Raw genomic sequence first — 14,175 nt, 5'->3', positions numbered from 1 at the left:
TTTGCGGCCCTTCAGGGTCGCAGGGTTACCCCCGAGAAATCGGGGCTCAAAACACACGGTCCCAGGCGATTTTGCCTGGGGCCGTTGTGTCGTCAAAGAGGCAGGGCTTCTTGACGGCACGTCGGCAGGTCGGAAAAGCGACCTGAATTCTTGCGGTTAGCGGGCGGATTGAGCCGCCGGGCGGCTAATCGAGGAGCCTGACCTCCCGGGGTTCTCGATTAGCCGTGTATGAGGAACGAGGTCCAGATGGCCAACACACTGATCGGCCGGAAGCGCATTCGCAAGTTCTTCGGGAAAATCAAGGAAGTGGCGGAGATGCCGAACCTGATCGAGGTTCAGAAGGCATCCTACGACCAGTTCCTGATGGTCGAAGAGCCAAAGGGTGGCCGGCCGGAAGAGGGCTTGCAAGCCGTCTTCAAATCGGTTTTCCCGATTTCGGACTTTTCGAATACTGCCCTGCTCGAATTCGTGAAGTATACGTTCGAGCCCCCGAAATACGACGTGGACGAGTGCCGTCAGCGGGGCATGACCTTCGCTGCGCCGCTCAAGGTCACGCTGCGCCTCATCGTGTTCGATGTGGACCCGGATACCGGCGCCCGCTCCGTGAAGGACATCAAGGAGCAGGACGTCTACATGGGCGACATGCCGCTCATGACGGACAACGGCACCTTCATCGTGAACGGCACCGAGCGCGTCATCGTCTCCCAGATGCACCGTTCGCCCGGCGTGTTCTTCGATCACGACAAGGGCAAGACGCATTCCTCGGGCAAGCTGCTGTTCGCCGCCCGCATCATCCCCTATCGCGGTTCCTGGCTCGACATCGAGTTCGACGCCAAGGACATCGTGTACGCCCGTATCGACCGCAAGCGTAAGCTTCCGGCGACGTCGCTGCTCTACGCCCTCGGCCTCGACGGCGAGGAGATCCTCAACACCTTCTACAACCACATCATCTATACTCGTGATGGGGACGCCTGGTCCGTGCCGTTCGACGCGGAGCGCATGAAGGGCTTCAAGGCCTCCGTGGACCTGATCGACGCCAAGTCCGGCGAGATCGTGCTCGAGGCCGGCAAGAAGCTGACCGCGCGTGCCGCCCGCCAGCTCGCCGAGAAGGGCCTGAAGAACCTGCGCGCGACGGACGAGGACCTCTACGGCCAGTACATCGGCGAGGACCTCGTGAACCCCAAGACCGGCGAGATCTACGCCGAAGCGGGCGACGAGATCACCGAGAAGCTGCTGAAGGGGCTGGAAGAGGCCGGGTTCACCGAGATCCCGGTGCTCGACATCGACCACGTCACGGTCGGCCCTTACATCCGCAACACGCTCGCCATCGACAAGGCCTCCTCCCGCGAGGACGCCCTGTTCGACATCTACCGCGTCATGCGTCCGGGCGAGCCGCCGATCCTCGAGACGGCGGAAGCCATGTTCAACTCGCTGTTCTTCGATCCCGAGCGGTACGACCTCTCGGCGGTGGGCCGCGTGAAGATGAACATGCGCCTCGACCTCGACGCAGAGGACACAGTGCGGACCCTTCGCCGTGAGGACATCCTCGCGGTCACGAAGGCGCTCGTGGACCTGCGCGACGGCAAGGGCGAGATCGACGACATCGACCACCTCGGCAACCGCCGTGTGCGCTCGGTCGGCGAGCTCATGGAGAACCAGTACCGCCTCGGACTGCTGCGCATGGAGCGCGCGATCAAGGAGCGCATGTCGTCGGTCGATATCGACACCGTCATGCCGCAGGACCTGATCAACGCGAAGCCTGCCGCTGCCGCCGTGCGCGAATTCTTCGGCTCCTCGCAGCTGTCGCAGTTCATGGACCAGACGAACCCGCTCTCGGAAGTCACGCACAAGCGTCGCCTCTCGGCCCTCGGCCCGGGCGGTCTGACCCGCGAGCGCGCCGGCTTCGAGGTGCGCGACGTGCACCCGACCCACTACGGCCGCATCTGCCCGATCGAGACGCCGGAAGGCCCGAACATCGGTCTGATCAACTCGCTGGCTACCTTCGCCCGCGTCAACAAGTACGGCTTCATCGAGACGCCGTTCCGCCGCGTGCGCGACAGCCGCGTGACGGACGAGGTGATCTACCTCTCGGCTATGGAAGAGGCGAAGTACAACATCGCCCAAGCGAACTCGCTGCTGGATGCCAACGGCACCCTGACGGAAGAGCTCGTGATCTGCCGCCGCGCCGGTGAAAACATCGTGGCGGCTCCCGATCGCGTGGATCTGATGGAGGTGTCGCCGAAGCAGCTCGTGTCGGTCGCTGCCGCGCTCATCCCGTTCCTCGAGAACGACGACGCGAACCGCGCTCTCATGGGCTCGAACATGCAGCGTCAAGCCGTGCCTCTGGTTCAGGCGGACGCTCCGTTCGTCGGCACCGGCATGGAAGCGGTCGTGGCCCGTGACTCGGGTGCCGCCATCGCAGCCCGCCGCACCGGCATCGTCGACCAGGTGGACGCGACCCGTATCGTTATCCGCGCGACGGAAAACACGGATCCGACCCGCCCGGGCGTCGACATCTACCGCCTGCAGAAGTTCCAGCGCTCCAACCAGTCGACCTGCATCACGCAGAAGCCGCTGGTCCGCGCCGGCGACGTCGTGCGCAAGGGCGACATCATCGCCGACGGTCCCTCGACCGAATACGGCGAGCTGGCGCTCGGCCGGAACGTGCTCGTCGCGTTCATGCCGTGGAACGGCTACAACTTCGAAGACTCGATCCTGCTCTCCGAGCGGATCGTGAAGGAAGACGTCTTCACCTCGATCCACATCGAGGAGTTCGAAGTGATGGCCCGCGACACGAAGCTGGGGCCTGAGGAAATCACGCGCGACATTCCGAACGTTTCGGAAGAGGCGCTGAAGAACCTCGACGAAGCCGGCATCGTGTATATCGGCGCCGAGGTCCATGCGGGCGACATCCTCGTCGGCAAGATCACGCCGAAGGGCGAAAGCCCGATGACACCGGAAGAGAAGCTTCTGCGCGCCATCTTCGGCGAGAAGGCCTCCGACGTCCGCGACACCTCGCTGCGCGTGCCCCCGGGCGTGACCGGCACCATCGTGGAAGTCCGCGTCTTCAACCGTCACGGCGTCGACAAGGACGAGCGCGCCCAGGCCATCGAGCGCGAGGAGATCGAGCGTCTCGCGAAGGACCGCGACGACGAGCAGGCGATCCTCGACCGCAACACCTATGCGCGTCTGGCCGAGATCCTCTCGGGCAAGACCGGCGTTGCGGGCCCGAAGGGCTACAAGAAGGACGCTCCGATCACCCGCGAGCTCCTCAGCGAGTTCCCGCGGTCGCAATGGTGGCAGTTCGCGGTCGAAGACGATGCTCTGATGACCGAGATCGAGGCCATGCAGAAGCAGTACGACGAATCGAAGAAGCGCCTCGAGCAGCGCTTCCTCGACAAGGTCGAGAAGCTGCAGCGCGGCGACGAGCTGCCTCCGGGCGTCATGAAGATGGTCAAGGTCTTCGTGGCCGTGAAGCGCAAGATCCAGCCGGGCGACAAGATGGCCGGCCGTCACGGCAACAAGGGTGTCGTGTCGCGGATCGTGCCCATCGAGGACATGCCGTTCCTCGAGGACGGCACCCACGCGGATATCGTGCTCAACCCGCTCGGCGTGCCGAGCCGCATGAACGTGGGTCAGATCCTCGAGACGCATCTGGGCTGGGCTGCCGCCGGTCTCGGCAAGCAGGTCGCTCAGGCCGTGGACGCCTATATGAAGTCGGGCAAGACCACGGCGCTTCGCGAGCAGTTGGTGTCGATCTACGGCAACCTGCCGGAAATCGAGCAGGCCGACGACGACGAGCTCGTCGAGCTCGGCCGCAAGCTGCGCCGCGGCGTTCCGTTCGCCACGCCCGTCTTCGACGGCGCGAAGGAATCGGACATCGAGGCCATGCTGCAGAAGGCCGGCCTCGATCCGTCGGGTCAGGTGACGCTCTACGACGGCAAGACCGGTGAGGCTTTCGACCGCAAGGTGACCGTGGGCTACATCTACATGCTGAAGCTCCACCACCTCGTGGACGACAAGATCCACGCCCGCTCCATCGGCCCCTACAGCCTCGTCACCCAGCAGCCGCTGGGCGGTAAGGCCCAGTTCGGCGGCCAGCGCTTCGGCGAAATGGAGGTCTGGGCCCTGGAGGCTTACGGCGCCGCCTACACGCTGCAGGAAATGCTCACGGTCAAGTCGGACGACGTGGCCGGCCGTACGAAGGTCTACGAGGCCATCGTGCGCGGCGACGACACATTCGAGTCGGGCATTCCGGAGAGCTTCAACGTTCTCGTGAAGGAAATGCGCTCGCTCGGCCTCAACGTGGAGCTGACCAACTCCAAGAAGGCTGCCAACGAGGCGGAGCAGCTGCCTCCGTCCGAGGCCGCCGAATAAGTGCCCAAGGCGCTTCAAGTTTGACGTTCGGCCGCGGCTTTCGTGCCGCGGCCTCATGCAATTGCCGGTGAGGGTGCTTATGTAAGCGCCCTTCAGCCCAGGAGACGGCGATGAATCAAGAGGTCATGAATCTCTTCAACCAGACGGCCCAGCCGCAGAGCTTCGATCAGATCAAGATCTCGATCGCGAGCCCTGAGAAGATTCTGTCCTGGTCCTACGGCGAGATCAAGAAGCCGGAGACCATCAACTACCGTACGTTCAAGCCCGAGCGCGACGGCTTGTTCTGCGCGCGCATCTTCGGTCCCATCAAGGACTACGAGTGCCTGTGCGGCAAGTACAAGCGCATGAAGTACAAGGGCGTTATCTGCGAGAAGTGCGGCGTCGAGGTCACGCTGGCCCGCGTCCGTCGCGACCGCATGGGCCACATCTCCCTGGCCGCGCCTGTCGCCCACATCTGGTTCCTGAAGTCCCTGCCGAGCCGCATCGGTCTGCTGCTCGACATGACCCTGAAGGATCTGGAGCGCATCCTCTATTTCGAATCCTACATCGTCGTCGATGCGGGCCTGACGCCTATGAAGGACCGTCAGCTCCTCACCGAGGAGGAGTACATCCGTGCTCAGGACGAGTACGGTGAGGATTCCTTCACGGCCATGATCGGTGCGGAAGCCATCCGCCGGATCCTGCAGGAGCTCGACCTCGAGAAGACCGCGCAGGAGATCCGTGAGGAGATCGCCGTCACCACGTCCGAGCTGAAGCCCAAGAAGCTGATGAAGCGCCTCAAGATCATCGAGGCCTTCGTCCAGTCGGGCAACAAGCCGGAATGGATGATCCTGACCGAGGTTCCGGTGATCCCGCCGGATCTGCGTCCGCTCGTGCCGCTGGACGGCGGCCGCTTCGCGACCTCGGACCTGAACGATCTCTATCGCCGCGTCATCAACCGCAACAACCGCCTGAAGCGCCTGATGGAGCTGCGTGCGCCGGACATCATCGTCCGCAACGAGAAGCGCATGCTCCAGGAGGCCGTCGACGCCCTGTTCGACAACGGCCGCCGCGGCCGCGTCATCACCGGCGCCAACAAGCGTCCGCTGAAGTCGCTCGCCGACATGCTGAAGGGCAAGCAGGGCCGCTTCCGCCAGAACCTCCTCGGCAAGCGCGTCGACTACTCGGGCCGTTCGGTCATCGTGGTCGGACCGGAGCTCAAGCTGCACCAGTGCGGCCTGCCGAAGAAGATGGCGCTCGAGCTGTTCAAGCCGTTCATCTACGCCAAGCTCGACGCGCGCGGCCTGTCCGCCACCGTCAAGCAGGCGAAGAAGCTCGTCGAGAAGGAGAAGCCGGAAGTCTGGGACATCCTGGACGAGGTCATCCGCGAGCATCCGGTGCTGCTCAACCGCGCTCCGACGCTCCACCGCCTGGGCATCCAGGCCTTCGAGCCCACCCTCATCGAGGGCAAGGCGATCCAGCTGCACCCGCTCGTCTGCGCCGCGTTCAACGCGGACTTCGACGGTGACCAGATGGCTGTCCACGTGCCGCTCTCGCTCGAGGCTCAGCTTGAAGCCCGCGTGCTGATGATGTCGACCAACAACATCCTGCACCCGGCCAACGGTCAGCCGATCATCGTGCCGTCGCAGGACATCGTTCTCGGCCTCTACTATCTCTCCATCGTCTCCGACGGCCAGCCCGGTCAGGGCAAGGCCTTCGCCGACATGGGCGAGATCGAGCATGCCCTGAACGAGAAGGTCATCACGCTTCACACGAAGATCCGCTATCGCTGGGAAGGCCTGGGCGAGGACGGCCAGCCGGTGTCGAAGATCGTCGACACCACCGCCGGCCGCGTCATGCTCTCGCGCCTCCTGCCGAAGCACCCGATGCTGCCCTTCGACGTCGTGAACAAGCTCATGACGAAGAAGGAGATCTCCAACATGATCGATGCCGTGTACCGGCACTGCGGTCAGAAGGAATCGGTGATCTTCTGCGATCGCATCATGGGCCTCGGGTTCTACAACGCGTTCCGCGCCGGCATCTCGTTCGGCAAGGACGACATGGTGATCCCGGAGAACAAGTGGGCCATCGTCGAGGAGACCCGTGCCCTCGCGAAGGACTACGAGCAGCAGTACCAGGACGGTCTCATCACCCAGGGCGAGAAGTACAACAAGGTTGTCGACGCCTGGGCGAAGTGCTCCGACCGCCTCGCCGCCGAGATGATGAACCGCATCTCGACGGTCCAGAAGGACGATCAGGGTCGCGACAAGCCGGTCAACTCGATCTACATGATGTCCCACTCGGGGGCGCGTGGTTCGCCGGCCCAGATGAAGCAGCTCGCGGCGATGCGCGGCCTCATGGCCAAGCCGTCGGGCGAGATCATCGAGACGCCGATCATCTCGAACTTCAAGGAAGGCCTCGACGTTCTCGAGTACTTCAACTCGACCCACGGCGCCCGTAAGGGCCTGGCCGACACCGCGCTCAAGACGGCGAACTCGGGTTACCTGACCCGTCGTCTCGTCGACGTGGCGCAGGACGCGGTCATCCGTGAGCCGGATTGCGGCACCGAGAAGGGCATCAAGATGCGGGCCATCATCGACGCCGGCCAGGTGGTCGCGTCGCTGGCTTCCCGTATCCTCGGCCGCTCCACGGCGGAGGACCTGGTCGCCCAGGATGGTACCGTCATCGTTCCGAAGGGCACGATGATCGAGGAGCATCATCTCGAGGCCATCGGCGCTGCCGGTATCCAGGAGGTGAAGATCCGCTCGGTGCTGGTCTGCGAGTCGAAGAACGGCGTCTGCGCGACCTGCTACGGTCGCGACCTGGCCCGGGGCACCCCGGTCAACCACGGTGAGGCCGTCGGCGTCATCGCGGCGCAGTCCATCGGCGAGCCGGGCACCCAGCTCACGATGCGTACCTTCCACATCGGCGGCGCTGCGCAGATCGCCGACTCGTCCTTCATCGAGTCGAGCTTCGAAGGCAAGATCGGCTTCCGCAACAAGAACATTGCGCGCAACTCCGACGGCGACCTCGTCGTCATGGGCCGCAACGTGGCGGTTGTGATCATCGGCCACGACGGCACCGAGCGGGCGGTGCACCGCCTGCAATACGGCTCCCGCCTGAAGGTCGACGAAGGCGACACGATCAAGCGGGGCCAGCGCATCGCCGAGTGGGACCCCTATTCCCGTCCGATCCTCACCGAGATCGACGGTACGGTGGGTTACGAGGACCTGGTGGACGGCGCGTCGATGATCGAGTCGATGGACGAGTCGACCGGCATCGCCAAGCGCGTGGTCATCGACTGGCGCGGTTCCCCGCGTACGGCGGATCTGCGTCCGGCCGTGGTGATCCAGGGTGCCGGTGGCAAGGTGGCCAAGGTCGCCCGTGGTGGTGACGCCCGTTACCTGCTGCCCGTGGACGCGATCCTCGCGGCCGACCCGGGCTCCAAGGTCAAGGCCGGCGACATCCTCGCCCGCGTCTCGACCGAGAGCGCCAAGACCCGCGACATCACGGGCGGTCTGCCGCGCGTGGCGGAGCTGTTCGAGGCCCGTCGTCCGAAGGACGCGGCCATCATCGCGGAGAAGTCCGGCACGATCCAGTTCGGCCGCGACTACAAGAGCAAGCGTCGCCTGACGCTGAACCCGCACGATGGCTCGGAGCCGGTGGAGTACCTGATCCCGAAGGGCAAGCACATCCACCTGCAGGACGGCGACGTGGTCGAAGTGGGCGACTTCATCGTGGACGGCAACCCGGCCCCGCACGACATCCTTGCGATCAAGGGCGTCGAGGAGCTGGCCGCCTACCTGGTGAACGAGATCCAGGAGGTCTACCGCCTCCAGGGCGTGCTCATCAACGACAAGCACATCGAGGTGATCGTTCGCCAGATGCTGCAGAAGGTCGAGATCACCGAGGGCGGCGATTCCGAGCTGCTCACCGGCGAACAGGTCGACCGTCTGGAGTTCGAGGAGATCAACGAGCGTCTCGTGGCCGAGAAGAAGAAGCCCGCCGAAGGCGTGCCGGTTCTGCTCGGTATCACGAAGGCCTCGCTGCAGACGCGCTCCTTCATCTCGGCGGCGTCCTTCCAGGAGACCACCCGCGTCCTCACCGAGGCGGCGGTCAACGGCAAGGTCGACACCCTCGAGGGCCTCAAGGAGAACGTCATCGTCGGCAGCCTCATCCCGGCCGGTACCGGTGCGCTCACCGCCCAGGTCAAGGCCGTCGCGACCCATCGCGACGAGCTGATCCTGCAGCAGAAGCGCTCCGAGTCGCAGGCTCAGATCAGCGAACTGCCCCCGGCGGCGGAATAAGCTCTCCCGCTTCAATGAATTGAAAAGGCCGCCTCCGGGCGGCCTTTTTGTTTTACGGCCTCAGAGGCTGACCGATCCATCGTTTCCCTCTTCGTCATGGCCGCCTTGTGCCGGCCATTGCGATCCGAAAAGCACCGCGTCTCGATCGATCAGGATCACCGGCACGGGTCCCCGGAACGAGGACGGAGAGGTGATGACGTCAGAGGAGCTGCCAGCGCATCTCCAGCCGGACACTCAGGTCCAACCCGGAAGTTCTGCCGCGGCACGAGCCAGCCGATAAAGCAGAGCTTTACTCGGATATTTAACAATATAATATAGCATAACATGTAACCGTGGTTGTCCCGTGTATCGGTGACGAGGCTTAGCCATGTCCCAAACGATCTCAAGAGTTGGCGTCGAAACCGTTGTAGCGACAGCCGCGGCGAATTTTACCCCGAATTATCCGAGCCTCTCGGCCTTTCCGCCGCCTGCGGGCGGTTACATCGCTGTCTGGCAAGTCGACATCGCCGGTCAGGCCGACATTTTTTACCAGCGGTTCGACTCCAACGGCGTCAAGATCGACGCCGACCCGCGGCTGGTCAACACGACGACGACCGGCAACCAGACGGCACCCAGCGTCGCCGCATTCTCGGACGGACGCTTCGTGGTGGTCTGGGAAGGCGCGGGGCCGAACGGCAGCGGCGGGCAGGATGCCGCCGGAGTGTATCAGCGGCTGTTCAACGCGGATGGAAGCCCGGCGACCGCCGAGGTGAACGTGTCTCATGTCCCGGCGCTCAAGCAGGGGTCGGCATCCATCACGGCCCTCCCGGCCGCTGTCGGCGGCGGGTGGATCGTGACGTGGCAGAATATGGAATCCGACGGCAACGTCGATGTGATCGAACAGCGCTACGCTTCCAACGGCCAGCCGGCTGCGGGCGGCTTTCCGCAAGAGTTCCTGGTCAATACGACCGCAGCTGGGTACCAGGGGAACCCCGAGATCACGGCACTCGTGAACGCCAACGACCCGTTCGCCGGCTGGGTCGTGACGTGGCAGGGTAATGGGACGGACGATCCCACCGGCATCTATCAGCAGCGATACGGATATTCCGGCGACAAGATCGGGTCGGAAATCCGGGTCAACTTGTTCACCAGCGGTGTTCAGCAGAATGCTGTCGTCTCCGCGCTACCCGGCGGAGGCTGGGTCGTCGTCTGGCAGGATCTGGATCCGGACCACAAGGGGATCTTCCAGCAGGTTTTCGACGTCAATGGCAATCGGCTTCATCCGGACGATACCCGGGTCGGCTCCGTCGACGCGAGCGCCGTCTTCATCGGAGAGCCCTGCGTCACGATGCTGGCCGGCGGCCGTTGGGTCGTGACCTGGACGAACAATTACGATGTCTTGCAGCAGGTGTTCAACGCGGACGGGACGGCGAACGGGAGTGAAATCCTGGTCCACAACGTTTCGTCGGGCGTCCAGCAATTGCCGAGTGTCGCAGCACTGCCCGACGGAGACTGGATCGTCATGTGGTACGGTGCAGGAACCGGCTCGGCGAATGCCGGCATAAACGGTCTGTTCCAGCAGCGCTTCCACCTCAACAACCTTGCCCCTGAAGCGCTGACGCTCGCGGGTGCAACGGCTCTCACATATTCCGGGGTGTTGGGGAGCAACTTCGATTTCGGCCCGTTGTCGGCGGTCGATGCCAATGGCGACACCGTCTTCACCTATCAAATCGTCGATGGCTCCGGAAATCCGACGATCAACTCTCGGGTTCAGATCATCGGCGATGCTTCTTCGGGTTATCGCATAGCGTTGAAGGATGGCGTCACGCTGGATTCGAGCAATCCGCAAGGGCGAAACTTCAGCTTCAACGTCAAGGTCACCGATCAAGGGGGCGCGAGCTTCGTTCAACTGATCAGCTTCACCGGGAGCACAGGCAACGGCATCCCCGGTTCGATCAAGGTGGGAGGAGCGACGGCGCTCAGCATTCCCGAACTGGGCACAAGCGGGCGGGATATCGGCGCACTATCGGCGACAGATCCGGACGGTGTCTCCGCGCTCACCTATGCGATTGTCGACCAGGGCGGGAATCCCCTTTCGAGCTCGCCCTTCGAGATCGTGGCGGCGGGTGCGGCGGGCTCGTACAAGCTCAAGCTGAAAGCCGGCGTCACCCTCGATCGGGAAGCCTATACCAACGGCGCGTTCACACTCTACCTGCGGGTCACGGATTCGGCCGGCCATACCAGTGTCGAGCCGATCGCCGTAACGGTTGAGAACGTCGTCGAAGGCCCGACGGGGATCACGGTCCTCGGCCCTTCAAGCTTCCCTGAAAACGATTCCAGTCAAGTCATTCAAGCATTGATGAATGTCGGCGGCGACAGCGGATCCTACACCTACACCCTCGTTTCGACCGCGGCTGAAGGCAACACCAACCCGACCGCCACAGCCCTGGCGCAGCTCTTTGCCATCGACGGACAGAATCTCAGGAAGATCGGCGCCTTCGATCACGAGGCCTATGCCGGTGGCACGTTCAGCTTCAAGATCCATGCCGAGATGGCGGGCGTCCCCGGGACCGCGTTCGAGCAGACCATCGTCATCACCGTGACCGACGTCAACGAAGCGCCGACATCAATCGACTTCGGCACTCCTGGTCATACGGCCGTGCGGGTCTCACAGAGCGCGGATGCCGGCGACGAGATTGCGACCTTGCGCGGCCTGGATCCCGATGGCGATGCTCTCGAGTTCACCCTCGTCGAGGGCGAGAACAGCGTGGTGGAGGTCGCCGGCGCCTTCAGCATCTCTAACGGCAAGCTCGTCGTCGGGGCTGGCGGCTTGGGGACGTTCCTGGGTTCCCAGACGCTCTGGATCCGAGCGAAGGATGCCGGAAACCTGAGCAAGTGGCAGCTCGTGACGGTTACGGTCGATCCTGCCAACGAAGTCCCAAGCGCCGTAAAGGTCGCCGTGGGCGCTGAAGCTCCCGCCACCGCGATCGCCATCGCCGAGAACGGGGAGGCCGGCCGCATCATCGGGGTCTTGTCCACGACCGACGAGGATGCTGGACAGACCCATACCTATCGGATCGTCGACGTCAACAATGCCCCTACGGTCAATTCGCCGTTCGAGATCGTGGAGACGGCGGCGGGGAGTGGGGTCTTCGCTCTCAAGTTGAAGAGCGGCGTCGTGCTTGACCGTGAGCAGTACAACGGCGGCGTCACCTCCGTGAAGATCGAGACCACCGATTCCGGCAGCCCGGCACAGAGTTTCATCCAGGACATCGTGATCAACGTCACGAACGTGGTCGAAGCCCCGACCGCCGTTCGAGTCGGCGGAGTGACCACCCTCGTACTTACGGAAAACGCGGTCCCGATTGCCAATTTCGGCGGCCTGGCCGTCCAGGGGGGCGACCAGGGCCTGTACACATATTCGCTCGTCTCGACCGCCGGGGAGGGCAATACGAACCCGGATGCCGCGACGCTGGCGACGCTGTTTGCGGTCACTGACGACAACAACCTCCGGCAGACCGCCGTGCTGAACCGGGAGGATTATGCGAACGGCACGTTCACCTTCAAGATCCGCGCCGAGATTGCCGGCACTCCCGGCACGGCGTTCGAGCAGACGATCACCGTCACGCTCGACAACGCCAACGAAGCGCCGACGGCGATCGATTTTGGCTCAGCGGGAGCGGTGACGGCCAGCGTGTCGAGATCCGCCGGGGGCGGACGGATCATAGGCCAGTTGCACGCGGTCGATGAGGATTTGGGGGACACGCATTCCTATGCCATCGTCACCGGCAACGGCACGCATGCGGAGGTCGAACCGGGCGGTCCCTTCAAGATCGTCGACGGCAGGCTCGTCGTGGATAGTGCGAGCGCGTTACAGGCCCTGGGCGATCAAACGGCGATCTGGATCAAAGCGACGGATGCCGACGGCCTGAGCACATGGCAAGAGTTCACCATAAACCTGGTCACCAACACGGCGCCGAGCGACATCGTCGTGACCGGGGGCTCGGTGGCTGAAGGTGCGGCAATCGGCACAGTGATCGCTACGCTTGCCACGACCGACCAGAGCGGAGACACCCACACCTACGATCTTGTGGCCGACGCGTCCGGCGGCGCTTTGCCGAACGCTCAGCATCCTCTGTTCAAGATCGAGAACGGCAGCAACCAGATCATTCTCAGATCGGCTCTCGACGATGCTCAGGTCGGCACGTACGACCTCTGGGTCAGGACAACCGACTCGGAGGGGCTTACCTATATCGAGAAGGTGACGGTCACTGTCACCAACGTCGCAGAGGCGCCGACCGACGTCAGATTCGCGAGCCACCCCGTATCCGAACTGGCGGCGGCAGGGACGGAGGTCGGGTCGCTGACCACGATCGATCCGGATCTGGAAGGACGGTATACCTATACCCTTCTCGAAGACGCTGGCGGACGGTTCGAGATACGGGGTGACAAGATCGTTGTGGGGAACGGGTTCCTGCTCGACTACGAGCAGAAAACCCAACATTCCATCAAGGTGCGCGCGACGGACGAGAGCGGGCAGAGCCTCGACAAGACCTTCGTCATCCATGTTGCCGACGTGGACCGGGAGACCACTGTCGGCTCGGCTGCCGGCGACGTGTTCTATGGCGGCGCCCTGAACGACAGGCTGTCGGGCGGCTTCGGCGGCGACTGCCTGTTCGGCGGGAGCGGCAATGACATCCTGTCAGGCGATGCGGGCGACGACATTCTCGCCGGCGGAGCCGGCAAGGACACGCTTACCGGCGGCAAGTGGAATGCGGCGGACCCGAACCGCGACGCCTTCCTGTTCGACGTCAAGGTCACGAAGCGGGACTATAAGGACCATGTCGACATCGTGAAGGATTTCCAGGCCAAGTACGATTCGCTCTACTTCGACGATGCCGCCTTCAGCAATGCGACCATTGCCAAGTATCTGAAGGGAAAAGGCGCCTCGCTCGACAAGCCCATTGCCATCAAGAGCGGCTGGTTCGCCCTCGGCGAGGCCAAGCAGGCGGACGACTTTTTCATCGCCAAGAAGATCAATGCCAAGACCTACAGGCTCTATTTCGATGCCGACGGCTCGGGCACGAAGCAGAAGGCCCTGGAGATCGCCACCGTCACCTACGATTCCAGCAGGAAGACCGGCGGCGAGATCACCTATAAGGATTTCTTCATGGTTTAGCCTGAAATTGTGGTATCAGGCTCATGCCGAGTTCGCGCGGGCCTATGGATAGGACCGGTTTCCCGGCCCATGACCATGCGGCAGCTTTTCGGATCCAGGGCTAGGCGGCCCGGATGGCTAAGCTCCGGCTCTCCCAGTGAAAAAGAGTTGACTTTGGGCGACTCGGGCGCTAGAGAGACCGGACTTTCCGGCTGGCCGTAGGTTTTCGCCAGTCGAAGCGCCTAGCTTCGACCGATGCCACCTAAACGCTGCCGAACTCAACCTTGACTGACACTTGTCAGATTTAGGGCACGACCGCGGTGCACGATATCGTGGTCCTCTGCAATCGTACCGCGCCAGGGGCTTACCCAAGTC

The 14,175-nt window shown here is 63.4% G+C and carries 3 protein-coding genes; all 3 read left to right on the top strand.

Features of this window, described 5'->3' with window-relative positions; genetic code table 11:
* Nucleotides 1–246 precede the first annotated feature (246 nt).
* Complete coding sequence (gene rpoB / locus U0023_RS00685; protein ID WP_009764291.1) at nt 247–4,377, top strand: DNA-directed RNA polymerase subunit beta; 4,131 nt, start codon at nt 247–249, stop codon at nt 4,375–4,377.
* 110 nt (nt 4,378–4,487) lie between these two features.
* Nucleotides 4,488–8,663, top strand: a complete 4,176-nt coding sequence (rpoC, locus tag U0023_RS00680) for a DNA-directed RNA polymerase subunit beta' (RefSeq protein WP_009764292.1) — start codon at nt 4,488–4,490, stop codon at nt 8,661–8,663.
* Between the two features lie 367 nt (nt 8,664–9,030).
* A complete protein-coding gene (locus U0023_RS00675) occupies nt 9,031–13,821 on the top strand; it encodes a cadherin domain-containing protein (protein WP_009764293.1) in 4,791 nt (1,596 codons plus the stop codon).
* The last annotated feature ends 354 nt before the right edge of the window (nt 13,822–14,175 follow it).

The organism is Microvirga lotononidis (assembly GCF_034627025.1).
Taxonomy (GTDB): Bacteria; Pseudomonadota; Alphaproteobacteria; order Rhizobiales; family Beijerinckiaceae; genus Microvirga; species Microvirga lotononidis.
The sequence above is the reverse complement of the archived record's forward strand: the minus strand, read 5'-3'. Positions and strand labels throughout refer to the sequence as shown.